Consider the following 26584-nt stretch of genomic DNA (forward strand, 5'->3'; position numbering starts at 1 on the left):
GGGAGATGCTCGATGCCTTTTCGTTATTTCGTGAAACAACTTCTTTTGCCACCCGGCATTCTATTGCTGCTGCTTTTGCTCGCCTGGTGGTTGCGCCGCTCAAGGCCAAGGCTTGCCGGTGTGTGCTTTGCTCTGGGGCTGGGTGGTTTCTGGCTGATGAGCCTGCCGGTGGTGGTGCAGTGGAGTGCCGGCCTGCTCGAGCGGGAGCCACCGCTGGCCCGTGATGAATGGGCAATTCTGGGGCAGCGCGCGGACGCGATCGTGGTCCTCGGCTCGGGGCGCGAGCGTGGTGATGTGGCCTGGGGCGCCGACCAGCCCACGGGTATAGGCCTGGAACGCCAGCGCTTTGCCGCGCGGCTGGCCAAGGCTTCCGGCCTGCCGGTATTGACCAGCGGCGGCCTGCATTACGGCACGCCGCCCAGCGAAGCGCAGATGATGGCTGACTCCTTGCGCGACGATTTTGGCGTGAGCGTGCGTTGGCAGGAAGGGCGCAGCCGCACGACCTGGGAAAATGCACAGTTCAGCGCCGAGGTGCTGCTGCCACAGGGCATCAAGCGTGTGGTGCTCGTGACTCATGCCGCGCATATGCCACGAGCGGTCTGGAGTTTTCGCAAGGCCGGGTTTGAGGTGGTGCCGGCGCCGGTAGGGTTTCTGGGCGGCGACAACGCGCGGCCACTGGGTGGCTGGCTGCCGGAGTTCAAGGCGATCTGGCAGAACGGGCAATTGATGAACGAGGCGGTGGGGCAGATCGGTTATTCGTTGTTTTACCGGTAAAGATCAAAAGATCGCAGCCTGCGGCAGCTCCTGCAGTTGGAATGCAATCCCCTGTAGGAGCTGCCGCAGGCTGCGATCTTTTCTAGACGGTCTTGGCCATCCGGCTCGCAATCAGCGCCCAACCGAACAACAACACGCAGACAATGAGCAATGGCCACGAACGCCATTGCAGGTACGGCGTGAGGTTGTGCATCGGTACCACTTCGCCATACAGGATGCCGCGTTCGAACTGCGGGATCTGATCGGTAATCTGGCCGAACGGGTTGATCAGGCCGGACACGCCGTTGTTGGTAGCGCGGATCATCCAGCGGCCGGCCTCCAGTGCGCGCATTTGCGCCATCTGCAGGTGTTGCAGGGGGCCGATGGAGGTACCGAACCAGGTGTCGTTGCTGATGGTCAGCAGCAGGTCGCTGCGGGCGGCAAGGCTGGCGGCGAACTCCGGATAAACCACTTCATAGCAGATGAACGGCGCGATCTGATAACCCTTGGCCTGCAGCAACGGCTGGTCAGCCGGGCCGCGAGCGAAGTCCGACATTGGCAGGTCGAAGAAAGCGATCAGTCCGCGCAGCATGTCCTGCAAGGGGACATATTCACCAAACGGCACCAGTTTTTGCTTCAGGTAAGTGCCGTCGCCTTCACCGGTAACGGTGATGCCATTGAAGAAACGCTTCTCGTGGCGGACTTCCATGCGCACCGGGACACCGGTAATGAACGCCGATTTACGTTCGGCCGCGAAGCTGCCCATCATGTTCAGGTAGCCCTCGGCGGACTCCTTGAGCACCGGAATCGCCGTTTCCGGCCAGATGAGCAGATCGGCGCGCCTGGAGCTGAAACTCATGTCGCGGTACAACGCCAGTTGCGCGTTGAGCTGCGCCGGGTCCCACTTCATGCTTTGTTCGACGTTGCCCTGTATGGCGGCGACGCTCAGTGGCGGGCCCGACGGGCTGGTCCAGGCGTGGTGCTTGAGCGCCATACCGACCAGCCATGGGCCGACCAGCAGTAATATACCGGCAGCGATGAAGCCTTTACGCCCCGTGCGAACCAGGCGCAAGCCGTTGTAGATCAGCGCAGCTGTCAGGGCCAGGGTAAAGGAAATCAGCCACATCCCGCCGATGGGAGCAAGCCCGGCCAGCGGGCCATCGAGCTGGCTGTAACCGGAATACAGCCACGGGAAACCTGTCAGGAACCAACCACGGAAAGCTTCCTGGCCAACCCACAGCGCAGCGAAGGCCAGCGCGTCGGCCAGCGGTGCCTCATTGCGACGCAGCCAGCGCGCCCAAATCCAGGCGGGCAGGGCAAAGAACCAGGCAATCGCCGCTGTGAAGATCAGCATCAGGAAGCCGGCCAGCAGCATTGACGCGCCGCCGAAGTGGTGAATGCTGTAGTAGATCCAGCTGGTGCCGGCACCGAACAGGCCGAAACCGAAACACCAGCCGCGACCCAGCGCCTGGCGTGGGCTCAGTTCGCGCAAACCGGCATAGAACAGGCCGACGGCGAGCAGTGCCAGTGGCCAGATATCGAACGGCGCCAGGGCCAGGGTGGTGATTGCACCGGCCGCCACGGCCAGCAGGTTACCGGGCCAGCCGGGGCGGGTTGTCCAGCGCATTTCAATCCTTAGCGAGCAATGGGCGTCAGGCGAAGCAAGTGAATCCGACGGCTGTCGGCGTTCAGGATGCGGAAGCGGTACGGGCCGATTTCAGTGATTTCGTTACGTTTTGGCAAATGCCCGAACGCGCTCATCACCAGGCCGCCAACGGTGTCGAACTCATCGTCGGAGAACTCGCTGTCGAAAAATTCGTTGAAGTTCTCGATCGGTGTCAGGGCCTTGATCAGGAAATCACCGCTGGGCAGCGGCTTGATGTAGCTGTCTTCTTCGACGTCGTGTTCGTCTTCGATGTCGCCGACGATTTGCTCCAGCACGTCCTCGATGGTCACCAAACCGGCCACGCCGCCGTACTCGTCGATGACGATGGCCATGTGATTGTGGTTGGCGCGGAATTCGCGCAGCAGCACGTTAAGGCGCTTGGATTCCGGCACGAAGGTGGCCGGACGCAGCAGGTCCTTGATGTTGAAGCTGTCGCCGTTCTCCTTGAGGATCAACGGCAGCAAGTCCTTGGCCAGCAACACGCCCATCACGTCATCGTGGCTTTCGCCGATCACCGGGTAGCGGGAGTGGGCCGAGTCGACCACGGCGGGCAGGAACTCGCGGGGTGTCTGGGTCGCCTTGATGCTGACCATTTGCGAGCGCGGGACCATGATGTCCCGAACCTGCAAATCAGCCACCTGGATCGCACCTTCGACGATGGCCAGCGCTTCGCTGTCCAGCAGTTTGTTCTGGTGTGCATCGCGCAGCAGCTCCAGCAGCTCCTGGCGGTTTTTCGGCTCGTGGGCAAAAGCCTGGGTGAGCTTACCCAGCCATGACTTCTGCCCGTTGCTCGATCGATCTTCGCTCATAGCGATTACTCTGAATCCTTTGTTGTTTCGGTAGGGGATGAATCGGTTTCGTCGTCCGCGTACGGATCGGGAAAGCCCAGTTCTGCAAGCAACGTTCGTTCCAGTGCTTCCATCTCTTCGGCTTCGTCGTCATCAATATGGTCGTAACCGAGCAGATGCAAGCAGCCGTGAATCACCAGGTGTGCCCAATGAGCCTTGAGCTCCTTGCCCTGTTCAGCAGCTTCGCGCTCGACCACGGCCACGCAGATCACCAGATCGCCCAGCAGCGGGATGTCGAGGAACTCATCCGGCACATCGGCCGGGAATGACAAGACGTTAGTTGCGTAATCCTTTTGCCGCCAGGTGTGGTTCAGCTCGCGGCCTTCGGCTTCGTCGACCAGGCGAATAGTCATCTCCGAATCGGCGGTGCGCTGGCGCAAAGCCAGTTCGCACCACTGGCGGAATTCGGCTTCGCTGGGGGCGGGGGCTTGGGTGGCGATTTGCAGGTCAAGCTCAAGCATCGCGGCGGCTATCCTTGGCGGCTGCATCATCGGCCGCTTTGGTTTCGAAGCGCTCATAGGCTTCGACAATGCGCTGTACCAGCGGATGACGCACGACGTCCTTGGGCTGGAAGTGCGTGAAGCTGATGCCCGGCACGTCTTTCAACACTTCGATCACGTGGTGCAGCCCGGACTTGGTGCCGCGAGGCAGGTCGACCTGGGTGATGTCACCGGTGATGACGGCCGTGGAGCCGAAGCCGATCCGGGTCAGGAACATCTTCATTTGCTCGACCGTGGTGTTCTGGCTTTCGTCGAGGATGATGAAGCTGTTGTTCAGCGTACGGCCGCGCATGTAGGCCAGCGGCGCGACTTCGATCACCTGGCGCTCGATCAGCTTGGCGACGTATTCGAAGCCGAGCATTTCGTAGAGTGCGTCGTAGAGCGGACGCAGGTACGGGTCGATTTTTTGCGACAGGTCGCCGGGCAGGAAGCCGAGTTTTTCACCCGCTTCGACCGCCGGACGAACCAGCAGGATGCGGCGAATCTGCTCGCGCTCCAGTGCATCCACCGCGCAGGCCACAGCCAGGTAGGTCTTGCCGGTACCGGCCGGGCCGATGCCGAAGTTGATATCGTTACCGAGGATTTCCTTCACGTAGCGCAGCTGATTCAAGCCGCGGGGGCGAATCATGCCTTTCTTGGTGCGCAGGGCCACGGACGGTTCGGCGGGAGAGTGGTTGTCCAGCTGCTCGACGGCCGATTCCTGCAGGAACAGGTGCACCATGTCCGGCGACAGCTCGGTACCCTTGGTTTCCCGATACAGGCGGCGCAGGAGGTTTTCCGCGGAGGTGGTGTGTTTGGGTTCGCCGATCAGCTCGAACTGGTTTCCGCGATTGCGGATCTCGATGGTCAGGCGCTGTTCGATCAAGCGCAAATGCTCGTCGAATTGCCCGCACAGATTGGCGAAGCGACGAGCTTCAAAAGGCTCGAGGATGAAACGATGTGGTTCTATGGGTGCGTTCAAGGTCGTATTTAGCCGCCCTGGGGCAATAGTGATGAATCAAGGATAGCGCCAGTGGCGTGGGCGCGAAAGCTCTTAAATGAGGCAAGCCGATTCCTGCCTCTGGCGCGGACTCTGTAGGAGCGAGCTTGCTCGCGAAGGGCTTGAATGCCCCTCGTTCATTCAGGATGCACGCGTCATCGTTGACGACCATCGTCGGAACGCCGCCCGGAGCAAGCTCGCTCCTACACCAGCGACCCCCGCAGCGAATGCGGCTGCGCGGCATCGATGTGCACGTCCGCGAACTGGCCGATCAGGGTCGGATTGTCGCAGCGAAAGTTGACGATCCGGTTATTCTCGGTCCGGCCTTGCAGCTCGCCCGGGTCTTTTTTCGAGTAATCGGTTACCAGGATCCGCTGGATCGAACCGACCATTTGTCGGCTGATCTCGAAACCTTGCTGGTTCAGGCGATGCTGCAGGGCATTCAGCCGCTCTTTTTTCAGCTCTTGCGGCGTGTCGTCGGCCAGATCGGCGGCCGGTGTGCCCGGGCGCTGGCTGTAGACGAACGAGTAGGAAAAGTCGAAGCCGACGTCGGCAATCAGCTTCATGGTTTGCTCGAAATCTTTCTCGGTTTCGCCCGGGAAGCCGACGATGAAGTCCGAACTGATGCAGATCCCCGGCACGGCGGCGCGCAGTTTGCGCAGTTTGGATTTGTATTCCAGCGCGGTGTGATTGCGTTTCATCGCAGCGAGGATGCGGTCCGAGCCCGATTGCACCGGCAAGTGCAGGTGCTTGACCAGCTCCGGCACGTCGGCGTGGGCCTGGATCAGGCTGTCGGAGAATTCCAGCGGATGCGACGTGGTGTAACGGATGCGTTCAATGCCGTCGACCGCGGCGACCACACGGATCAGCTCGGCCAGATCCGCCAGGCGCCCGTCATGGGTCAGGCCGCGATAGCCGTTGACGTTCTGCCCCAACAGCGTCACTTCACGCACGCCGTTTTCGGCCAGGTGGATGATCTCGGCAATCACGTCGTCGAACGGCCGGCTGACCTCTTCACCGCGGGTGTAGGGCACCACGCAGAACGTGCAATATTTGCTGCAGCCTTCCATCACCGACACGTAAGCGCTCGGGCCGTCGATGCGCGGTTCGGGCAGATGGTCGAATTTTTCGATTTCCGGGAACGAGACGTCGACTTGCGGCAGCTTGCTGATGCGCGCGGCGTCGATCATTTCCGGCAGGCGGTGCAGGGTCTGCGGGCCGAAGACCACGTCGACGTACGGCGCGCGATCGCGGATGGCCGCGCCTTCCTGGCTGGCCACGCAACCGCCGACGGCGATCACCATGTCCGGGTTGGCCAGCTTCAGTTCGCGCCAGCGACCGAGCTGGGAATAGACACGGTCCTGTGCACGTTCGCGGATCGAGCAGGTGTTGAGCAGGATCACGTCGGCGTCTTCAGCGCGGGCGGTGACTTCCAGGGCCTGATGTTCGCCCAGCAGATCGACCATGCGCGAGCTGTCGTACTCGTTCATCTGGCAACCGTGGGTTTCGATGTAAAGCTTCTTGGCCATGGAAAGAGTCATCACCTGATTCAAAGAACCGCGCATTATAGGGGACATGTCCCATGGTTCCTACCGTTGTGCGTCCGGCGGCTGTGCTATAGTTCGCGCCCTCATTTTTACCCCGATGTGTTACCCGCCCACCATGACTAAACGTGAAGCTCCAATCTACAAGGTGATTTTCCTCAACCAGGGCCAGGTGTTCGAAATGTACGCCAAGCAGATCTATCAAAGTGATCTGTGGGGCTTTCTGGAAGTGGAAGAGTTCGTCTTTGGCGAGCGCACGCAAGTGGTTGTTGATCCGAGCGAAGAAAAGCTCAAGGCTCAGTTCGAAGGCGTGGTGCGCAGCTTTGTGCCGATGCATTCGATCGTGCGTATCGACGAAGTCGAGCGTCTGGGGACACCGAAAATCAGCGAAGCCCGTGGCGCGGTTGGCAATGTCATGCCGTTTCCGATGCCGATGCCTGAGAAGTAAATCTCAAGATCGAGTTGCCCCCATCGCGAGCAAGCTCGCTCCCACATTGGATCTTCCAAACGCTGGAGATCGACTGTGGGAGCGAGCTTGCTCGCGATGGGGCCAGTCAGATCAATAAAGAAGTCAGGGAAGAGGTGCGAAAGGCGTACGCCCGTCAGCGCTCTGCAACTCCATCAAATATTTACGGAAAATTTGCCCGAGCACCTGGGTGGCGACTTCGAGTTCTTCGCGGGGCATTTTTTCGGTGACTTCGTCGGCGGTGTCCAGGGCATCTTCGGCGCCGTTGACCGCCGCCATCTTCAGCAGGATGTACGCCTGAACGTTATTGGCCGGCACGCCTTCGCCGTGGAAGAACATGGTACCGAGCTTGAATTGTGCCTGGGCGTGGCCTTGCAGCGAGGCTTTTTCGAAATAGCTCAGGGCTTGATTGAGGTCGCGCGGCGCGTTTTTGCCTTCGTAGTAGAACTCACCCAACTCGTATTGCGCTTGTGCATCCCCTTCATCCGACGCTTTCTGGCAGGCGGCGAGCGCCTGTTCCAGGTCTTGCGGCTGGGTATTGAGGGTGCAGCGACCCATCGCTGGGATTAACAACGAGTTGCCGCCTGCTTGTGCGTGCGCGAGCAGGGGCTGAAGAAGCAACAGGCAGCCCAGTGCAAGGGTGCGGCCGGTGCGGTTCATGGGAATCGACTTACCTCTGAAGGGCGCGCGGACCCATCGAGGGATCCAATAAGCGCGCATTATGAAATAAGCAGGGGCAACCTTACAAAGTCTTTACTCGTTTTTCTGCTGCGCGGGAAATATATCACCCGTTTTGCGAGGGATTTTTGCTGAAACTGTAGGAATACAGGCGGGCGTGTAGGTGAAAGCTGACGCCGGCAATGGCCAACGTCAGCGCCACAGCGTTATTTCAAGGCAGCGAAGGCGCGCTCGGCGGCGTCCAGGGTCAGTTTCAGCTCGGCTTCCCCATGAGCGATCGAAGTGAAACCGGCTTCGAAGGCGCTCGGTGCCAGGTAGACGCCCCCTTCCAGCATCAGATGGAAGAAGCGACCGAACAGGGCAGCATCGCTGGCCATGACGTCATCGAAGGTGACGATGTCGTCGGCGCCGCTGAAATACAGGCCGAACATGCCGCCGGCCTGGGTGGTCACGAACGGAATGCCGGCCGCATCGGCGCGCTGTTGCAGGCCGTCGAGCAGGCGAGTGGTGTAGTCGGTCAGCTCGGCATGGAAGCCCGGGCGGCTGATCAGGCGCAGGGTGGTCAGGCCGGCGGCCATCRCCAGCGGGTTACCGGACAGCGTGCCGGCCTGGTAGACCGGGCCCAGCGGAGCGATGCGCTGCATGATTTCGCGCTTGCCGCCGAAGCAGCCGACCGGCATGCCGCCACCGATGATCTTGCCGAAGGTGGTCAGGTCCGGTGTCACGCCGTAGTACGCCTGGGCACCGCCGAGGGCGACGCGGAAACCGGTCATCACTTCGTCGAAAACCAGCACCACGCCGTGCTTGTCGCACAGGGTCCGCAGGCCTTCGAGGAAACCCGGTGCCGGCGGCACGCAGTTCATGTTGCCAGCCACTGGCTCGACGATGATGCAGGCCACATCCTGGCCGACTTCGGCGAGCATGCTTTCAACGGCGTCGATGTCGTTGAACGGCAGGGTCAGGGTATGTTTGGCGAACGCTGCCGGTACACCGGCCGAACTCGGTACACCCTGGGTCAGTGCGCCGGAGCCGGCCTTGACCAGCAGGCTGTCGGAGTGACCGTGGTAGCAGCCTTCGAATTTGATGATGCTGTCGCGGCCGGTGAAGCCACGGGCCAGGCGAATGGCGCTCATGGTCGCTTCGGTGCCGGAGCTGACCATGCGCACCATTTCCATCGACGGCACGAGCGAGCAGACCAGGTCGGCCATCTGCGTTTCCATCTCGGTCGGGGCGCCGTAGGACAAGCCGTGCTCAAGCTGTTTGCGCACGGCGTCCAGCACGTCCGGGTGGCTGTGGCCGAGGATCATCGGGCCCCAGGAACCGACGTAATCCACATAGCGCTTGTTGTCTTCGTCGGTGACGTAGGCGCCTTCGGCATGCTTGAAGAACAACGGCGTGCCGCCGACGCTCTTGAACGCGCGAACCGGCGAGTTCACGCCACCGGGAATGTGTTTTTGGGCATTGGCAAACAGCGTTTCGGAACGAGACATGATCGGGCTCTCAAATCAGATTTTAAGCTACTTAAATAGAAAACAATTCGTTGAAGGCGCGGGCACGACGGGTCACTTGCGTCGTGCTCTCGGCGCCAAACAGGCCATGCACCACCGCCAGCAGATCGACGCCATGGGCCACCAGTGGGGCGGCGTTATCCAGGGTGATGCCGCCGATCGCGCAGATCGGCAAGTGCAACTGCTTGCGGGCCTGGTCGAGCAGGTCGAGGCTGCAGGTCGGTGCGCCGGGCTTGGTGTTGGAATTGAAGAAGCGGCCGAAGGCGACGTAACTGGCGCCTTCTTTTGTCGCTTGTTCGGCCAGTTCGAGTTGCGCGTGGCAAGTCGAGCCGATGATGGCTTTGGAGCCGAGCAGGGCACGGGTCGGTGACAAAGGGCCGTCGGCCTGGCCCAGGTGCACGCCCACGTTCAGGCGGGCGGCCAGTTCGGCGTCGTCGTTGATGATCAACCGGGTCTTATAGCGCTCGCACAGCTCGCGCAAGGCTTCGGCCTCACGCAGGCGCCGGGCCTCGTCGCTGCTCTTGTCGCGGTATTGCAGCAAGGTGACGCCACCTTCCAGCGCCGCCTCCACGTACTTGAGCAACTTGCCGTCCAGCAAATGACTGTCGGTAATGGCGTACAGACCACGTAGTTTCATCGGACAAGCCTCACCGCATTACAAATGGAAGTTACGAACAGAAATCCAGTGGCAAACGGCGCGGCACAAACTGGCCTTTGCCCAGCTGCTCGGCATCACGCAGGGTGCGCCATGTGTAGTTAAGCGCGGTCTGTACGGCACTGGCGAGGTTTTCGCCCAGGGCCAGACGACCGGCCAGCGCACTGGCCAGGGTGCAGCCGGAACCGTGATAGCTGCCCGGCAAGCGCTGACAGGTAAAGGTTTCGCGCAGGCCGTCGCGGCTGTACAGGCGATTGTGGATTTCGGTTTCGTCGCCATGGCCACCGGTGATCAGCAGGTGTTTGACGAACGGCAGGAGTTTTTCAGCGCACTCGTCCGCGGTGCCTTCAGGCAGTTCGGCGAGGATCCGGGCTTCGGGAAGGTTGGGGGTCGCAATGATCGACAAGGGCAGCAGGCGTTCGCGCATGGCATAGCCGACTTCGTCCTTGCCCAGGCGTCCGCCGCCGCCGGCGCGCAGCACCGGATCGCAGACCACCGGCAAGTGCGGGTGCGCCGAAAGCAGTTCGACCACGGTATCGACCATTTCCAGGGAACCGAGCATGCCCAGTTTGACCGCCGCGACTTCGGAATCGTTGAGCACGGCGTTGGCCTGGGCCAGTACCCACTCACGGTCGAGGACGCGGAAGTCAGTGACATTGACGGTGTCTTGCACGGTCAGGGCGGTGACGGCCGGAGCCGCATGGCAACCCTGAGCGAGCAGGGCTTCGATATCTGCCTGCAAGCCGGCGCCACCACTTGGGTCGTGGCCGGAGAGACAGAGGACAACGGGGCGAGAGCTGTAGATATTCATGGTGCGCGAGCTTACCACCAAACATGTTTTTTCGGTGTGCGCACGTATCGGAGCCGATTGCGCAGCGAGCAAAAGATCGCAGCCTGCGGCAGCTCCTACATGGACCGTGGATCGATGCAAATCCGTAGGAGCAGCCGAAGGCTGCGATCTTTTGATCTTTCTGACCAAGCCAACAGCTCTAACTCAATACATGGCGCTGGAACGCCCGTCCTAGAGCCTTTGTAGGAAAAATTTCAATGGTGTTTAATGGCTATCAACGGCTATGCTAGAGTGGATCCAAACCAATAACAGGTAATATCGGTTTTACGTCTGCTCAAAAGGAATGGGGGGCTTCCTGACAGAACCGGACAGGCCACGCTGGGGCTTCAATGCACTATTTGCTGATGTTGCTGTTGTGTTTGCCCCTCCTGGCAAACGCCGTCGAGTTCGATGAGTTCACTCAAAGCCTCCCCTTGGGCCGAACCCTGCAGGTCTATGAGGACGCAGGTGGTCAGGCGACCATTGCGGATATCCGTGCGCAAGCGGCGGCCGGAAACTTCAAGCCGCACCACAAGGACACGCTCAACGCCGGGTACTCGCGTTCGGTGTTCTGGCTGAAAATCGACCTGCATTACCGTCCGGCCAATCCGGCGGCGCAACGGACCTGGCTGCTGGAACTGGCCTATCCGCCCCTCGATCATCTTGATCTCTATTTGCCTGATGCGGCCGGCAACTATCAGCGGGTCAGGCAGACCGGCGATGCCTTGCCGTTCGCCAGCCGCGAGATTCGTCAGAACAACTATTTGTTCGACCTGACGTTCAAACCGGACCAGGCCGAAACCGTATTCCTGCGATTGCAAAGCGAAGGCTCGATCCAGGCACCGGTAACCCTGTGGTCGAGCACCGCCTACCTCGAAGAGCAACCCGTGCGCCTCTACGTACTGGGGCTGATCTACGGTGTGCTGCTGGGGATGCTGGTCTACAACCTGTTCATCTACCTCAGCGTGCGCGACACCAGTTACCTCTACTACATCTTCTATATCGCCTCGTTCGGCTTGTATCAGCTGTCGGTAAACGGTGCGGCCGTGCAGTATTTCTGGCCGGACAACCCTTGGTGGGCCAACGCCGCGACGCCGTTTTTCATCGGCTGTGCGGGGTTGTTCGGCAGTCAGTTCGCCCGCAGTTTCCTGCAAATGGCTACCCACAGTCGCTGGCTCGACCGCTTGTTGCTGGCGCTGGTTGCCTTCGGTGTACTGGTGGTCGGACTGTCGTTGATGAGCAGTTACGCCCTGGCCCTGCGCCTGGCCACGGCGCTGGCGCTGGCGTTCACCGTGGTGATTTTTGCCGCCGGGATCTTTGCCTGGCTGCGGGGGCTGCGGGTGGCGCGGTATTTCATTATTGCCTGGTCGGCGTTTTTGCTCGGCGGCATCGTCAATACGCTGATGGTGCTGGGCTACCTGCCGAACGTGTTCCTGACCATGTATTCCAGCCAGATCGGCTCGGCCATCGAAGTGGCGTTGCTGTCCCTGGCGCTGGCCGACCGTATCAACGACATGCGCGAACAGCAGGCGCAAACGCTATTCGACGCCAGCCAGAAGCTTGAAGTGCTCAACCAGCAACTGGCTCGCAGTAACAAGCTCAAGGACGAGTTCCTTGCCACCCTGACCCACGAACTGCGCACGCCGATGAACGGTGTGATCGGTTCGCTGGAGCTGATGCAGACGGTCGAAATGGACCCGGAGCTCGAGCAGTATCAGCAGACGGCTGCGGGATCGGCGCGGGACATGATGCGTATGGTCAACGGCATCCTCACCCTCACCGAACTGCAGGCCGGCAAACTCAAGGCCTCGGCCGATATCTTCAGCTTGCGCGGCATGGTCGAGGCACTGCGCATGCAGTTCGAGGGCAACGCATCAAGCAAATCGCTGGACTTCAAGGTCGATATCGCGCCAGGTGTGCCGGATCGCTTGCACGGCGACAACGTCAAGATCGCGCAGTGCCTGGAATGTCTGCTGGATAATGCCATCAAGTTCACCAGGATCGGCGGCCTGGCCCTGCGGGTGACCGGCAAGGCCATTGAGCCCGACCGGCTGGCGTTGACCTTTGCGGTGATCGATACGGGCATTGGCTTCACTGATTTGGGGGAGGCCAAGATGTATCAACGGTTCTTCCAGCTCGATGCCTCGATGACCCGTGAATATGGTGGCCTGGGTGTTGGCCTGGCGATTTGCCGACAGTTGGTCGAATTGCTCGGTGGACGCCTGACGCATCGCACCGAGCCAGGACGCGGCAGCCGGTTTCAGCTTGATGTGGAAGTCGGACTGGCGGTGGCCGAACGCCCGGTGACGCCGTTGATGTCCCGGGATTTTCCGCGCCTGCGCTTGCCTCAGGATTGTGCCGTGCTGTTGGTGGATGACAACAGCATCAGTCAGTTGGTGATGCGCGGCATGTTGCTCAAGCTGGGGTTCCGCGTGCGTACGGCCGACAGCGCCGACGTCGCGCTCGATCTCTTGCAGCGCGAAGGGTTTGATGCGGTGCTGGTCGATTCTCAGTTGCCGCTGCAGGGCGGTGAGTCGGCGTGCTGCCAGATCCGCGCTTTGCCGGGTTATGCCGAACTGCCGCTGTTCGTGATTGCCCTGGGCGGTGACCGTGAGCGCTGCCCGACCGGTGCGGTGATTGATCACTTGAGCAAACCGGTGAAATTCGAAGACTTGCAGGCCGCGCTCTACCGCCGTGTGCTCTGCTCGCAACAGGGCGAAAGCGCCGACAGTTAGGCGTATATGACACTTTGTTCGGCCGAGGGGTGGTGCTTAACTGAAGTCCCTTGGCCGACCAAAGGAGCCCTGTCATGAACCTGCATCAGTTCGCCGAAACCCACGAAGTCACCAACCAGCCACCGTCACTGGATGGCGCCAACCTGTACCGCATCGATTTGCCGTTGCAGGAATGGTCGCGGCGGTTCGGGGCCGGTTGGGCCGAATCGCGGATCGATGCCTACGGCGCACTGGCCGGTGGCCCGTTGATGGAAGCCGGGTTCCTGGCCAATCAGAACAAGCCGGTGTTCAACAGCCATGACCGGTTTGGTCATCGTATCGATCTGGTGGAATTTCATCCGGCCTATCACCAATTGATGCGTGCGGCGGTCGAGCACGGCTTGACCTCGCTGCCCTGGGCGCACCCGCAGGACGGCGCCCATGTCGCCCGAGCTTCGATGTCGTATCTGCACAGCCAGGCCGAAGCCGGCAGTGGCTGCCCGTTGACCATGACCTTCGCCAGCGTTCCGGCCATGCGTCTACAACCGGACCTGGCTGAAAAATGGCTGCCGAAAATCCTCGCCACCGAATACGATCCGCGCAACGTCGGCATGGCCCACAAGGCCGGGGTCACCATCGGCATGGCCATGACCGAGAAGCAGGGCGGCACCGATGTGCGGGCCAATACCACCAAGGCGTATCCGGTCGGTGCCAGCGGTCCGGGCCAGGCCTATGAACTGGTGGGGCACAAGTGGTTTTGCTCGGCGCCGATGTGCGACGCGTTCCTGACACTGGCGCAGACCGACAAGGGCCTGACCTGTTTCCTGTTGCCGCGTCACCGCCCGGACGACACACGCAATCAGTTCTACATCCAGCGCCTGAAGAACAAGCTCGGCAACTGCTCCAACGCCTCCAGCGAAGTGGAGTTCCGTGGTGCGCTGGCGTGGATGGTCGGTGAAGAGGGCCGGGGTGTTCCAACGATCATCGAGATGGTCGCCATGACCCGCTTCGATTGCATGGTCGGGTCCAGTTCACTGATGCGTCAGGCGCTGACTCAGGCCAGCCATCACTGCGCTCACCGTTCGGTTGGCGGCAAACTGCTCAGCGAACAGCCGTTGATGCAGAACGTGTTGGCGGATCTGGCGCTGGAAAGCGAAGCCGCCCTGGCCTTGAGCCTGCGCATGGGCCGCGCGCTGGATCATCTGGATGATTCACAGGAAGCCAAATTCGCCCGACTGGTGACGGCAGTGGGCAAGTACTGGATCTGCAAGCGGGCGCCGGCCATGATCAACGAAGCCGCCGAATGCATGGGCGGCGCGGGTTATGTCGAAGAGAGCATCCTGCCGCGGCTTTACCGCGAGGCGCCAGTGAATTCGACGTGGGAAGGCTCCGGCAACGTGCAATGTCTCGACGTGCTGCGTGCCCTGTCGAAAGAACCGGGTGTGCTCGACGCGCTGTTCAGTGAGTTGGGCGATGGCCATGGCGACAAGCGCCTGGCTGCGCACATCCATCAATTGCAGGCGGCATTCAAGGACTCCAGCGACATTCAGTACCGCGCCCGGCAGTTGACCGAGGACATTGCGCTGGGGCTGCAGGCCAAATTGTTGCTGGAAGCCGGGAATGCGGTGGTCAGTGATGCCTTCATCGCCAGTCGTCTGGAGGGTGGCGGGCGAGTCTACGGCGCGTTGCCACGAGGCCTGGACGTGGAAGCCATTGTCGCCCGCTCGACTCCACAAGGATTCTGATTGGTTAGAAGATCGCAGCCTGCGGCAGCTCCTACGGGTGCACGACGAGCCCTTGTAGGAGCTGCCGCAGGCTGCGATCTTTTTTGGCTGTTCCCGTGAAGCGACGATGCAGGCAAGATGAAGGTCTGCAAGTCAGAACACAGGATGCTGATCGTGACCGAAGCTTTTATTGTCGTTCAAACCGCCGAGCAAGCCGTGGATCGGCTTGCACTCTTGCACAATCGTGCAACCACCGCGCTGAGCCAGGCGCTCAAGCGTTACCTCAAGGATCGCGTCGAGCCCGATGCCGAACAGCGCTCGATGTTTCGCTATCCCGAATTGCGCCTGACCTACCTCTGCCAGGGCGAAGTCCCGCAGACCACCCGTGCCTACGCCAAGGTCCAGTTGCCGGGCACCTACAGCGTCACCGTCACCCATCCATCGGCTTTCCGTAAATACCTGCTGGAACAGCTGGTTCCGCTGATGCACGACTTCACCGTGACCGTGGAAGTCGGTGTCAGCCAGCAGAACATTCCTTATCCGTATGTGGTCGAGCAGGGCGATGAGCTGGCGGGTTCCGGCGTCACCGCAGCCGTGCTGGCGCGGGTGTTCCCGAGTACTGACCTGTCGGCCGCGACCGATGGCATTGCCGACGGTTTGTACGACTGGGAAAACACCGATCCGCTGCCACTGGCCCTGTTCGATGCCGCACGGGTGGATTTCTCCCTGCGCCGGCTGGTGCATTACACCGGCAGCGACTGGCGGCATGTGCAGCCGTGGATTCTGCTGACCAACTACCACCGCTATGTCGACCAGTTCATCGTCCATGGTCTGGAGCAGTTGCGCAGCGATCCGCGTTTTGTGCGCATGGTGCTGCCGGGCAACGTGATCATCGAAAAGAGCATGGATCACGGCGAAGCCTCGGTGATTGCCGCCGGGGTGGTCTGGCACCGCTACCAGATGCCGGCCTACCACCTGATCGCCAGTGATGGCCACGGCGTGACCCTGGTCAACATCGGTGTCGGCCCGTCCAACGCCAAGAACATCACCGACCACTTGGCCGTGCTGCGCCCGCATTGCTGGCTGATGATCGGCCACTGCGGCGGCCTGCGCCAGTCGCAGACGATTGGTGACTATGTACTGGCCCACGCTTACATGCGCCGCGACGGCATTCTCGATCGGGTGGTGCCGCCGAACATTCCGATTCCGGCGTTGGCCGAAGTGCAGCTTGCGCTTCAGCAAGCGGCGGCCAACGTCACCGGCGAGAAGGGCGACGAGCTGAAGAAACGCCTGCGTACCGGCACCGTGCTGACCTACGACGACCGTAACTGGGAACTGCGCTGGGCGCAGGAGCGGCCGCTGATCAACCTGTCCCGCGCCGTGGCGGTGGACATGGAAAGCGGCACCATCGCAGCGCAAGGTTATCGTTTGCGAGTGCCGTACGGCACGTTGCTGTGCGTCTCGGACAAGCCGCTGCACAGCGAAATCAAGTTGCCGGGATCGGCCAACGCCTTCTATGAGCGTGCGGTCAGCCAGCACTTGAAGATCGGTATCGAGGCGGTGGATCTGTTGCGTACCGAGCTCAACTCATTGCACTCGCGCAAACTGCGCAGCTTCGACGAGCCACCGTTCCGCTAACGGTTGTCGTGGTCATTTGGCGGTCGGGGCACTAGCATTAGCAGCCCTGATCGTTAGATGTTCACTTCGCCATGTCCCGTCCTCAACACCCCATTTCCCGCCGCCCTGGCGCGAAGCCCTCTCCTTCAGCCCCGCGCCGTGTCGCCAAGGCACCGCCGGCCGAGCCGAAACTGATCCTGTTCAACAAACCGTTCGATGTGCTGACGCAATTCAGTGATGGCGAAGGGCGCGCGACGCTCAAGGATTACATCGATGTACCGGGAATCTATCCGGCCGGACGACTGGACCGCGACAGCGAAGGCTTGTTGCTGCTGACCAACGACGGTCAGCTTCAGGCGCGGATCGCCGATCCGAAACACAAACTGGCCAAGACCTATTGGGTGCAGGTCGAGGGCGAACCGAGCGCCGAGCAATTGCAGCGCTTGCGTGACGGCGTGGAATTGAATGACGGCATGACCTTGCCCGCCGAGGCGCGGCAACTGGACGAACCCGAGCTGTGGCCGCGCAATCCGCCGGTGCGCTTTCGTAAAAGCGTGCCGACCAGTTGGCTGGAGTTGGTGATTCGCGAAGGGCGCAACCGCCAGGTGCGGCGCATGACCGCTGCGGTGGGTTTGCCGACGTTGCGCCTGGTACGGGTCAGAATCGGTGACTGGACGATCGAAGGGCTCGATCAGGGCCAGTGGAAAGAAGTGCCGGCGCGCTTATAAAGTGCCGGATTCGATCAGGCCGATCACCACGCTCTTGATCACGAACGCCGCCACACCAAGGCCCAGCACGAAGAAAAGAATGAATGAGCCGAAGCGCCCGGCCTTGGACTTCTTCGCCAGATCCCAGACGATGAAACCCATGAAAATGATCAGGATGCTGACCAGGCCGGTCATCATCCACTCTTCGAAAACGGCAGGATCCATCGAACATCTCCAGCGCGGGCGTGGCTAAAAGGGCGCGGGGAGTATACGCCTGCGCGGGTTCGCGCTGTATTGACCTGCGTCGGTGTGTCGCAGTCATTCGTCGCCTGTGCCGGCCCCATCGTCGGATCGCCGCCCGGAGCAAGCTCGCTCCCACAATGAATCTCCAGCGCATGTGAGATCCCTGTGGGAGCGAGCTTGCTCGCGATGGCGTCTTCAGCTACGCAGATGAGTCAAAGGCAGTTCGGTGCTGTTCAAAACCTGATTCAGCACAAAGCTCGAACGCACACTGGTCACCCCTTCAATCCGCGTCAGATGCCCCAGCAGCAGTTTCTGGTAGTGATCCATGTCCGGCACCACGACCTTGAGTTGATAGTCGGCATCCATCCCGGTCACCAGGCTGCATTCAAGCACTTGAGGCAGGGTGCGGATGGCCGCTTCGAAATTCTCGAAACGCTCCGGCGTGTGACGGTCCATGCCGATCAGCACATAGGCCGTCAGGCTCAGGCCGAGCATCTTGCGGTCGAGCAGGGCGACCTGGCGGGAAATATAGCCGTCGTCTTCCAGTTGCTTGACCCGCCGCGAGCACGGTGAAGGGGACAGGCCGATGCGCTCGGCCAGCTCCTGGTTGGAGATGCGTGCGTCGCGCTGCAATTCCGCCAAAATACTCAGGTCGTAACGGTCGAGCTTGCTCATCAAACGGTCCTTTGTCGTAACTATTGCGGAGGATTATGTATCCTGGGTTAAAAATTGCGCAAGTGATGTTTAATTCAGCAATCTTCGCAATCCTCTGCCGGTGCTCCCGGCCTATTCTTATCACCAGAATCACTGCTCGGACAAACAGTCCAGTGCGGCTCGCCGAATCAGGCCCGCCGCGGTCGCCACCCCCACCGGGGATGTGCCGGCCCCCGAGCTACACACTGTCCAGAAGACGGCGTGAGGTGAGCCGGCGCCACAAGCGTCGAGCCAGGACGAAGTTCTCTAAGGGGAGGCCGACGGGTCTCCCCTTTTTCTTGCGTGGAATTTGCCCCCCGACCCTCAATAAATAAGTTGCGTGACTGATAACCTGTTGCAGAACCGGCCACTGCTTTCCCAGTCTTACGTACAGGCCCTGACTCTTAATGAGGAAAAGCATGAAATCGCGTTTCTGGCGTTTGGCCGGTGTTGGTTTGCTGTGTGTCAGTGTCACTGCGCAAACGATGGCCGATGAGCAGCAAAACCGTGGCCATGACGGCGGGCAACATGGCCAGGGGGGGCATCAGGGTGATAACCAGGGCCAGGGTGGCAACAACCAGCCGCACCCGCAAAACGGCCAGCAGCAGAATCAGCCCCGCGCGCAGAACAATGACAACCGCCAGTCCGAGCACAACGGCCAGAATCAACATCAGAACAATGGTCAGTGGCAGAACCGTCCAGCGCCGGACTTCAACAGCCGGGTTCGCTCGCCGCCTCCACCGCCGCAGGCGCCGGCCACTGACATGCCGATCCAGCCCCGCCCCGACACCGTGCACCAGACCCAGCCGCCGCAGCGCGGTTACTACCAGGATCAGCCGCGTCGCAACGATTACAACCAGCACTGGAATGGCTACACAGGCGCACCGTCCAATGACAATCACTGGCAGGGGCGCCCGAGTGGCCATGGTAACGGCTGGGGGGCAGGCCCCAGGTATCGCCCCGGCCAGGTGATCGACCGCTTCCCCGAGCGTAACTTCCGCGTGCCTTACCGTGGCATGGATTACTACTATTCCGGTGGCTACTGGTATCGCCCGCTAGGCCCGCGTTATGAGGTGGTAGAGCCACCGCGCGGGATTCGAGTCAGATACCTGCCCGATTACGCCCAGCAGTTGTGGATCGGCGGGGCGCTGCTGTTCCTCGCGGCGGGCTCCTACTACGCCTATCAGGAAAGCACTCAGGACTACGTCGTGGTCGAGCCGCCGGTTGGCCAATCGCAACCACCCGCCGGCAACAATGGTTATGACGTGGAGGCATATCCAGCCAACGGGCAGTCGCCGGAGCAGGTCAGTCGGGATGGTTACGAGTGCTATCAATACGCGGTGCAGCAGAGTGGTTTCGATCCACGAACCGCCACCTACCAGCCAGACCCGGCGGTGGTGCAAGCCTACCGACAGGCTCAGGGCAACTGCCTGAGCAGTCGCGGTTATCAGGTGAATTACTGAGCCCGGGCGGCTTTCACCACTTCCCGCGGGTCGGCGTGCACCAGCACTTCGGCGCGCGGGTAGGCGCTGTGAATGGCTGCGGCCGCCTGATCGCTGATGCCGTGGGCGACTGACAACGTCAGTTCCCCCGGCAACTCCAGATGCAACTGCACAAACCACTGGTTGCCGGAGATCCGCGTACGCAAGTCATGCGCACCCAACACACCGGGCACGCTGCACGCCAATTCCAGCATGTGCTGGCTGACATCCGGCGGCAGTTCTTCATCCATCAACACCGCAAAACTCTCCCGGGCGATCTGCACCGCGCTCCAAAAGATATAAGCGGCGATGCCCAGACCAAACCAGGCATCGACCTGATCCCAGCCAAACCCGGCCAGTACCAGCGCCAGCAGAATGCTGCCGTTGAGCAATATGTCCGAACGGTAATGCAGCGAGTCGGCACGCACGGCGTTGGAGCCGGTTGCCTTGACCACCCGATGTTGCAACATCAGCAAGGCCAGGGTCAGGGCGAGCGAGAACACAATCACACCGATGCTGATCCACGGCGCGCCGACCGGTTCGGGGTGTTTCAGCCGATCATAGGCATGCAACGCAATCAGTACCGCACTGCCGCCAATGAACAGCGCCTGGGCCATGCCTGCCAATGACTCAGCCTTGCCGTGCCCGTAGCGATGATCATTGTCGGCGGGGCGCAGGGCGTAATGCACCGCCAGCAGGTTGAGCAATGACGTGACGCCGTCGAGTGCCGAGTCGGTGAGCCCGGCGAGCATGCTCACCGAGCCGCTCAGCCACCAGGCGATGCCTTTGGCGACGATCAAGGTGCACGCCACCGCCACCGAGGCACGGGTCGCCAGCCGCAGCAGGCGGGCGTGTTCGGAGCTGGAGGTCATAGTGGCCATCGTTCCTTGAGGATTCCTTTGGTGCGCAGGGATTACGCGGCTGGTTGCAGGCCGAACATCGCCAGTTGTTGGGCGCTGCCTTTGCTCTGGATCAGGCGTGGATCGTCCAGCGGGAAGCTGCGGCCCAGTTCGCTTTCCAGAATAGTCTGCAACTTGCGGTTATCGACCTTGCCGTCGGGACCGATGGCGTCCTTGAGTTTTTGTGGATCGACCTGGGCGGTCTTGCCCGGCTCGAAATAAATCGCGCCAGTGGCGAAGTCCACGGCAAACGCGATCAGGCCGGGGATGATGTAGAACAGCAGGCCAACGGCGTCGAGCGCGGCGATGGCCGGGTCGATCTTGCCTTCGATCTGGCCGCGGCGATCGGGGTAGAAGATCGAACCGCAGGCTGTCACTTGAGTCAGCAAGGTTGCGACCAGAACACTGCCAATCAGGCGAAAGGGAGCACGCATTTGAAATCTCCTGAGTAATCTCGAAACGAAACGTCGTCGGTATGAATTAAGACCCTGACGAACGCCTTGCAGTTCGCCGTTATACTCGGCCCTCTGTTTTGGAGCCAGCATGATTTCTTTGCCGATCGATGAAGTTTTACCCGCTCTGCGTGAAGCCCTCGCTACACGCCACGAAGCCGTGCTCGAAGCGCCGCCCGGCGCCGGTAAAACTACCCGCGTACCTTTGGTCTTGCTCAACGAGCCGTGGCTGACCGGGCAGACCATCCTGATGCTCGAACCCCGCCGGTTGGCCGCGCGTGCAGCGGCGGAACGGCTGGCCAATGAGCTGGGGGAGAAGGTCGGCGAGACCGTGGGCTATCGCATTCGGCTCGACAGCAAGGTCGGCCCCAACACCCGCATCGAAGTGGTCACCGAAGGCATTCTCACCCGGCGTTTGCAGGACGACCCGGCACTGGAAGGCGTGGGCCTGCTGATCTTCGACGAATTTCACGAGCGCAGTCTCGACGCTGATCTGGCGCTGGCCTTGAGCCTCAATGGCCGTGAACTGTTCCGTGACGATCAGCCGCTGAAAATCCTCTTGATGTCCGCCACGCTTGAAGGCGAACGCTTGGCCGGGTTGCTCGACGACGCGCCGATCCTGCGCAGCGAAGGGCGCATGTACCCGGTGGCGATGCGCTGGGGCCGGCCGTTCCAGTCTGGTGAATTCATCGAGCCGCGTCTGGTGCAGACCATCCTCGAAGCCTTGAACGACGAGACCGGCAGCGTGCTGGTGTTCCTGCCGGGGCAGGCGGAAATCCGCCGCGTGCATCAGCAACTGGCGGATGCCTTGGGCGAAAATACTCAGGTTCTACTGTGCCCATTGCACGGTGAACTGGACCTCGCCGCGCAGCGGGCCGCGATCGATCCGGCACCGGCGGGCAAACGCAAAGTGGTGCTGGCCACCAATATCGCCGAAACCAGTTTGACCATCAATGGCGTACGCGTGGTGATCGATGCCGGGCTGGCACGGGTGCCGCGTTTCGACCCCGGCAGCGGCATGACCCGCCTCGACACCCAGCGCATTTCCAAAGCCAGCGCCACCCAGCGCGCGGGCCGGGCCGGGCGACTGGAACCGGGCGTGTGTTATCGCTTGTGGTCCCAGGACCAACACGAGCAACTGGCGGCCTATGGCAGTGCGGAAATCCTTTCGGCGGACCTCGCCGGGCTGGCCTTGCAACTGGGACGTTGGGGCGTGACGCCCGGGCAACTGGTGTGGCTCGACGTGCCGCCGGCCGCCGCTTATGCACAGGCTCAGGACCTGCTCGAACGCCTGGGAGCTCTGGAGGGGGACGCATTGACCCGCCACGGTCAGGCCATGGCCGAACTGCCGGCGCATCCGCGTATCGCGCATTTGCTGTTGCGTGGCCAGGCACTGGGTCTGGCGGACATGGCCTGCGATGTCGCGGCGCTGCTCGGCGAGCGCGATATCTTGCGTGGCGGCGGGGCGGACTTGCACAGCCGACTGGTACTGCTGTCTGGCGAAGAGCGCGCCGCACGCGGTGCTCAGGGGGGCGTGCAGCGCGCACGGCAACTGGCGCGGCAGTATCGTGGTTATCTGCGCGGCAAAGCCTCGGAGCCGGTCAGCGATCCGGATCATCCGCGCTGGCTCGGCGCGTTGCTGGCGCTGGCCTATCCCGACCGTGTCGCCCAACAGCGACGTGCCGGTGGCGCTGAGTATCGTTTGGCCAACGGCCGTGCCGCACTGTTCGCCGAGGCCGACAGTCTGATGAAGCAGCCGTGGCTGGTGATCGCCGATCTGGGCAGTCGCCAGGGCCAGCGTGAGGAGCGGATTTACCTGGCGACGGACTTCGATCCGGCGCTGTTCGATTCAGTGCTGGCAGAGCAGGTGCGCTGCGTCGATCAACTGGATTGGGATGAGCGTGAAGGCGTGCTGCGGGCCGAGCGTCAGCGCAAGGTCGGTGAACTGATCCTCAGTCGCGAGCCACTCACGGGCCTCGACGAAACCGCCCGCAGTCAGGCGCTGGTGAACCTGGTGCGGCGCAAAGGCCTGGAGCTATTACCGTGGACCCCGGAGCTGCGTCAGTGGCAGGCGCGGGTGGCGTTGTTGCGGCAACTGGACCTCGCCGGAAAGGGTGACAGCGAGTGGCCGGATGTCAGCGACACGGCGTTGCTCAAGAGTCTGGAGAACTGGCTGATGCCGTATCTTGGCAAGGTTTCCCGGCTCAGTCACTTCGCCAATCTCGACCTGTCGAGCATCGTCCACAATCTGTTGCCGTGGCCATTGCCGCAACGGCTGGACGAGCTGGCGCCGCATCATTTGAGCGTGCCGTCTGGCTCGTCGATTCGTCTGGACTACAGCGAACAGCCGCCGATTCTGGCGGTGCGTTTGCAGGAGTTGTTTGGCCTGGCCGAGACCCCGCGTATCGCTGGGGGCCGGCAGGTGGTCAAGCTGCATCTGCTGTCCCCGGCGCGGCGGCCGGTGCAGGTGACGCAGGATCTGGCGAACTTCTGGCGCAGCACCTATGCGGAGGTGAAGAAGGATTTGAAGGGACGTTATCCGAAACTATTCCATAAGTTGGACCCTTGGGTCGAATCGCTTAACAAGAATGACATTGACAAGAAGCCTTGATTTTTAGCGCTTAACACCTAGGGTTGACTCAGTCCCTTGAGGGTGAGTCATGTCCTACTCAAATCCGCGTTACGAAGGTCGCTTTGTTCTCATCCCTCACGTGCAGAGCGCCTTCGCCAGCCTGCATGTCGGCATCCAGCCCCGTGGGTCGATTGAATCTGTGCTTGAAGGGGCTGAAACCAAACTGCTTTATCAGGTCGAGGAAGTCGGAGTTTCGTTTACCTCGGGTGATATCTACAATCTCCCGTTTCTGTTTCATAAGGAAGGAGAGCCTTGGTTTGAGGCCAATTCATACCTTCGTTCCTTGGTTGAAAATAAAGCATTAAGCAACAGACCTACCGATGATCTGCGTCGTCGGGGCAGCAAGTTATTAGACTATTTGATTTTCTGTGAAAATGAAGGGCTTAACTGGCTCGACTTTTCGGGGCGTCGCCCTGTGTTGCGGCCTACATATAAGTATTTTGCTCATTTGATAAGTCATAGTGGGCGTAGTGCAGCAGTTATAAACCAATATACTGGTGTGGTATTTGATTTCTATAGGTTTGTTTGTGCAAATTGGCACGATATTGATTTGCAGCGAGTTGACACAGTTAAGGAAGTTAAAGTTTTTATTAAAAATTCGTACGGGGCCGCTAGAGTGATCACGGCTGAGAAACGTAGCCAAACTAAATCAACGGTTCCGGGAAGGCTGGTTTCAATAGGCTACGTACGAGAGGACAATGAAGACCTTCGTCCATTGTCGAATATTGAACTTGCTGAATTTCTGAAGGTTACTGAAGGTGAAATCTGGTCAGCACTAGAGCGACTTATATTGCTGACGGCTTTGATGACTGGCGCTCGGAAGCAGACTGTACTGACGATGCGCATGAAGCATTTAAAAGGCTTCATTTCAGAAAGATTGCAGGGCGACGGCACCTATCTGTTACATGCCGGTCCAGGTACGGGGATGGATACCAAGAAAGACCGTAGTCAACGTTTGCACGTGCCAAAGCAACTTGCTGAGGAGTTACAGGTGCTTGGAAACAGTCCGATGATGAAGCGGCGGCGAGATAAATTTAAAAATAATCTAAAAAAATATTACCCCGGTCTGCAAATTGGAGAGGAGGATATGTATGTCTTCTTATCTGATCAAGGGGGCTGCTATTACATGGCAAAAGACGATCCACGCTACCCAGTTGTCAAATCTCGTCCCACAGGGCAGGTCACAGATACAATCAAGCGCAAGCTATTGCAAAAGACATCTGATAAGTTTCCTAAAGATTTTTCGTATCACTGGTTGCGTGCGACATTTGGGTTTCAGCTCTATCAACGACTGCAGAGCCTTATTGCTGCTGGGCATATGCATCCAGGAGATGATATTGAGTTTATAATGGAGCGAATGCACCACGCCACAAGAGAGATGACTGAGCATTATCTTCAACTTTTCAAGATGCTTCCGCAGAAAACTGCCGCGCAGGAAAAATTTGAGGCTAGTCTATTTGCATCTGACTATTCCAATTTTATACTGAGTTCGCACGATGAGTAGTCAAGAGGAGATGTCATTTCGTGAAACAAAAGTGATCGCGGTAGATGAGATTAGTCAGGAGTATGCATTTCCGGAACGACTACGTCTAAAACTTGCCAGTGCAAAAGGGCATAAGTCGCCTATTGATATCGGGAGTATCGCATATGCCAAGCGAGGCGAAGTAAGGTCAAGAGAGTATGACAATGCCGGTACTATATCGGTCGTCGAATCATCGCTTGTAGAAGGCAGGCGTGAGTTAGTGGTGAGGCTCCTCGACTCTCTGATAGGGCTGCGCGATAATTCGATAKTAACTCAGTTTAGAATAATTCACATTGCCGTGGATTGGTTGAATGCAAATGGTTATGTGGAAATTTTTGCCGATGTGAGTAATGCATCTAAGGCATACGCTGATTATACAGATTATCTGAATGATTCTGTCCGAAAAGGGATTTTTGCGCCTCAACATGCGGCGAAGTGTCAGGGCATATTAAGACTGATAATCGGTCTCCAGTTTCCATCCGTAGTGGATTATGTGGTGCGCAGTGCCATACCGATTGAGAGGCAAAGAAAAGCAATAAGGCCGCCTAGAGAGTCCGATGTACAGATTTTCAAGGACGCAAGTATCGCTATTGCGCGTGATTACAGCAGGTTCATTCTTCAGCAAGAGCCATTTCCCTGCATAGTCCGGATAAGAGATTATGAGGTGGTTAAGTTCCCTTCTAATATAGGGTTGTGTAGCCCTTTTCGGCAGGGGCACGATTGTTATAACTCGGCAGAAAGACGTGTTGCGACAGTCGAAGAATACATGTCTAAATATGCTAGCAGAGGTCAGGCTCTTAAGCTGCGTGAAGCTGAACGCGCTATAGCAGGTGCACAGGCTAGTCTAGAACTTGCCAACTCTGAATCTCGTAATTATGTCCGATTGCAAATGGCAGCCTTTGCTGTGAAAGCATATATTTCTCTTTTTATGTTGGTGACGGCTGCTTCACCTACTGAATTAGAACAGTTTAGCTATGAGGATGCCCTGGGAATTGATAAGTCAGTATTGAAAAAGGAATTAACGGCTGTCAAATTTCGTGCTCGAGGAAAGAGGACCGGGTACGTCTTGGGCCGCAAAGAAGGGTTAACCTTGCTTCGAGAGTATCTTAAGATACGCGACTGGATTCTCAATGAAACTTATTTTGATAAGCTATTCTTCAAAGTTAAGATTACTAAAGGCGCTGTTTCTCCAGTTTTTTCTGATCTTGATGCGGGGGCGGCCTCAACTAGATTCCACTCATCGATTTCTGGCGTTTTTGTAGATGGCAAGCATCCAAAAATAACCTATAGCAAGGCGCGCAAGCATAAAAGCGCCGCTCATCACACAGCTAGACATTCCCTTGCAACAGTTGCTCAGGCGCTGAATCACTCCACAGGAGTGAATATTTCCTCATATTCAGAAGCTGCTGTTGAGCAGCAGGAAAGCGAATTTGGCTATTACTGGGATTCAGTGCATAGAGCTGCTCAGATAGTG

23 protein-coding genes are annotated in these 26584 nt (G+C 59.6%); 10 read left to right on the forward strand and 13 right to left on the reverse strand.

Annotated elements, in window-relative coordinates; all coding sequences use genetic code 11:
* Positions 1-12 precede the first annotated feature (12 nt).
* Positions 13-774 carry a YdcF family protein gene (locus tag AC1DXW_RS01395; RefSeq protein WP_477753826.1) on the forward strand — a complete coding sequence of 254 codons (762 nt, stop codon included), beginning with the start codon at positions 13-15 and terminating at the stop codon, positions 772-774.
* Positions 775-856: 82 nt separating this feature from the next.
* Here the strand turns inward: AC1DXW_RS01395 and lnt are convergent, their stop codons facing one another.
* The 5 genes from lnt to miaB form a co-directional block, all read right to left on the reverse strand.
* Positions 857-2380: an apolipoprotein N-acyltransferase gene (lnt, locus tag AC1DXW_RS01400; RefSeq protein ID WP_477753825.1), complete on the reverse strand. Its 1524-nt coding sequence runs from the start codon at positions 2378-2380 to the stop codon at positions 857-859.
* Positions 2381-2388: 8 nt separating this feature from the next.
* Positions 2389-3228: an HlyC/CorC family transporter gene (locus AC1DXW_RS01405; protein ID WP_027924283.1), complete on the reverse strand. Its 840-nt coding sequence runs from the start codon at positions 3226-3228 to the stop codon at positions 2389-2391.
* Between the two features lie 5 nt (positions 3229-3233).
* Positions 3234-3728 (reverse strand): rRNA maturation RNase YbeY, encoded by a 495-nt coding sequence (gene ybeY / locus AC1DXW_RS01410; RefSeq protein WP_477753824.1) that lies wholly within the window; start codon positions 3726-3728, stop codon positions 3234-3236.
* Positions 3721-4728: a PhoH family protein gene (locus tag AC1DXW_RS01415; RefSeq protein ID WP_008022966.1), complete on the reverse strand. Its 1008-nt coding sequence runs from the start codon at positions 4726-4728 to the stop codon at positions 3721-3723. The genes ybeY and AC1DXW_RS01415 overlap by 8 nt, the downstream gene beginning before the upstream one ends.
* Positions 4729-4949: 221 nt before the next feature.
* The gene (miaB, locus tag AC1DXW_RS01420; protein WP_477753823.1) at positions 4950-6275 is read right to left on the reverse strand and encodes a tRNA (N6-isopentenyl adenosine(37)-C2)-methylthiotransferase MiaB; all 1326 of its coding nucleotides are present in this window, start codon (positions 6273-6275) and stop codon (positions 4950-4952) included.
* 133 nt (positions 6276-6408) lie between these two features.
* On the opposite strand from miaB, the gene AC1DXW_RS01425 reads away from it, so the two are divergent.
* Positions 6409-6738: a DUF1820 family protein gene (locus AC1DXW_RS01425; RefSeq protein WP_003185742.1), complete on the forward strand. Its 330-nt coding sequence runs from the start codon at positions 6409-6411 to the stop codon at positions 6736-6738.
* Between the two features lie 123 nt (positions 6739-6861).
* On the opposite strand, the gene AC1DXW_RS01430 is transcribed toward AC1DXW_RS01425, so the two are convergent.
* The 4 genes from AC1DXW_RS01430 to AC1DXW_RS01445 form a co-directional block, all read right to left on the reverse strand.
* Entirely contained in the window at positions 6862-7416 is a 555-nt protein-coding gene (locus tag AC1DXW_RS01430; RefSeq protein WP_103396533.1) for a tetratricopeptide repeat protein, read from the reverse strand.
* A gap of 224 nt (positions 7417-7640) precedes the next feature.
* Positions 7641-8924: a glutamate-1-semialdehyde 2,1-aminomutase gene (gene hemL / locus AC1DXW_RS01435; RefSeq protein ID WP_477759720.1), complete on the reverse strand. Its 1284-nt coding sequence runs from the start codon at positions 8922-8924 to the stop codon at positions 7641-7643.
* A gap of 31 nt (positions 8925-8955) precedes the next feature.
* On the reverse strand, positions 8956-9579 hold the full coding sequence (gene thiE, locus AC1DXW_RS01440) for a thiamine phosphate synthase (protein ID WP_477753821.1): 624 nt from the start codon (positions 9577-9579) through the stop codon (positions 8956-8958).
* Between the two features lie 31 nt (positions 9580-9610).
* Positions 9611-10408 (reverse strand): hydroxymethylpyrimidine/phosphomethylpyrimidine kinase, encoded by a 798-nt coding sequence (locus tag AC1DXW_RS01445; protein ID WP_477753820.1) that lies wholly within the window; start codon positions 10406-10408, stop codon positions 9611-9613.
* Between the two features lie 368 nt (positions 10409-10776).
* Between AC1DXW_RS01445 and AC1DXW_RS01450 the strand changes: the two genes are divergently transcribed.
* From AC1DXW_RS01450 to AC1DXW_RS01465, 4 genes are all read left to right on the forward strand, one after another.
* Positions 10777-13161, forward strand: a complete 2385-nt coding sequence (locus AC1DXW_RS01450) for a 7TM diverse intracellular signaling domain-containing protein (RefSeq protein ID WP_477753819.1) — start codon at positions 10777-10779, stop codon at positions 13159-13161.
* A gap of 74 nt (positions 13162-13235) precedes the next feature.
* Positions 13236-14885 carry an acyl-CoA dehydrogenase family protein gene (locus tag AC1DXW_RS01455; RefSeq protein WP_477759721.1) on the forward strand — a complete coding sequence of 550 codons (1650 nt, stop codon included), beginning with the start codon at positions 13236-13238 and terminating at the stop codon, positions 14883-14885.
* 117 nt (positions 14886-15002) lie between these two features.
* Positions 15003-16502 carry an AMP nucleosidase gene (gene amn, locus AC1DXW_RS01460; RefSeq protein WP_477753817.1) on the forward strand — a complete coding sequence of 500 codons (1500 nt, stop codon included), beginning with the start codon at positions 15003-15005 and terminating at the stop codon, positions 16500-16502.
* A gap of 71 nt (positions 16503-16573) precedes the next feature.
* The gene (locus AC1DXW_RS01465) at positions 16574-17209 is read left to right on the forward strand and encodes a pseudouridine synthase (protein WP_477753816.1); all 636 of its coding nucleotides are present in this window, start codon (positions 16574-16576) and stop codon (positions 17207-17209) included.
* Here the strand turns inward: AC1DXW_RS01465 and AC1DXW_RS01470 are convergent.
* Together AC1DXW_RS01470 and AC1DXW_RS01475 are read right to left on the reverse strand one after the other, a co-directional pair.
* Complete coding sequence (locus AC1DXW_RS01470) at positions 17204-17413, reverse strand: DUF2788 domain-containing protein (protein ID WP_007937369.1); 210 nt, start codon at positions 17411-17413, stop codon at positions 17204-17206. The genes AC1DXW_RS01465 and AC1DXW_RS01470 overlap by 6 nt on opposite strands.
* A 213-nt stretch (positions 17414-17626) precedes the next feature.
* On the reverse strand, positions 17627-18106 hold the full coding sequence (locus AC1DXW_RS01475; protein WP_007937367.1) for an Lrp/AsnC family transcriptional regulator: 480 nt from the start codon (positions 18104-18106) through the stop codon (positions 17627-17629).
* A 437-nt stretch (positions 18107-18543) separates the two neighbouring features.
* Here AC1DXW_RS01475 and AC1DXW_RS01480 point away from each other — a divergent pair, with 437 nt between their 5' ends.
* Positions 18544-19587, forward strand: coding sequence for a DUF6515 family protein (locus AC1DXW_RS01480; RefSeq protein ID WP_477755746.1), 1044 nt, complete (start codon positions 18544-18546; stop codon positions 19585-19587).
* Here the strand turns inward: AC1DXW_RS01480 and AC1DXW_RS01485 are convergent.
* Together AC1DXW_RS01485 and AC1DXW_RS01490 are read right to left on the reverse strand one after the other, a co-directional pair.
* On the reverse strand, positions 19581-20477 hold the full coding sequence (locus tag AC1DXW_RS01485) for a cation diffusion facilitator family transporter (protein ID WP_477755747.1): 897 nt from the start codon (positions 20475-20477) through the stop codon (positions 19581-19583). The genes AC1DXW_RS01480 and AC1DXW_RS01485 overlap by 7 nt on opposite strands.
* 41 nt (positions 20478-20518) lie before the next feature.
* Positions 20519-20938 carry a polyribonucleotide nucleotidyltransferase gene (locus AC1DXW_RS01490; protein ID WP_477759722.1) on the reverse strand — a complete coding sequence of 140 codons (420 nt, stop codon included), beginning with the start codon at positions 20936-20938 and terminating at the stop codon, positions 20519-20521.
* Between the two features lie 109 nt (positions 20939-21047).
* On the opposite strand from AC1DXW_RS01490, the gene hrpB reads away from it, so the two are divergent.
* The 3 genes from hrpB to AC1DXW_RS01505 all read left to right on the forward strand — a co-directional run.
* Positions 21048-23567 carry an ATP-dependent helicase HrpB gene (hrpB, locus tag AC1DXW_RS01495; RefSeq protein ID WP_477759723.1) on the forward strand — a complete coding sequence of 840 codons (2520 nt, stop codon included), beginning with the start codon at positions 21048-21050 and terminating at the stop codon, positions 23565-23567.
* Positions 23568-23616: 49 nt separating this feature from the next.
* Entirely contained in the window at positions 23617-25092 is a 1476-nt protein-coding gene (locus AC1DXW_RS01500; RefSeq protein ID WP_477759724.1) for a site-specific integrase, read from the forward strand.
* Positions 25085-26584: hypothetical protein (locus AC1DXW_RS01505; RefSeq protein ID WP_477759725.1), on the forward strand; the 1500-nt coding region annotated here is incomplete at its 3' end. The genes AC1DXW_RS01500 and AC1DXW_RS01505, both read left to right, overlap by 8 nt.

It is taken from the genome of Pseudomonas sp. P4_C4 (assembly GCF_056402055.1).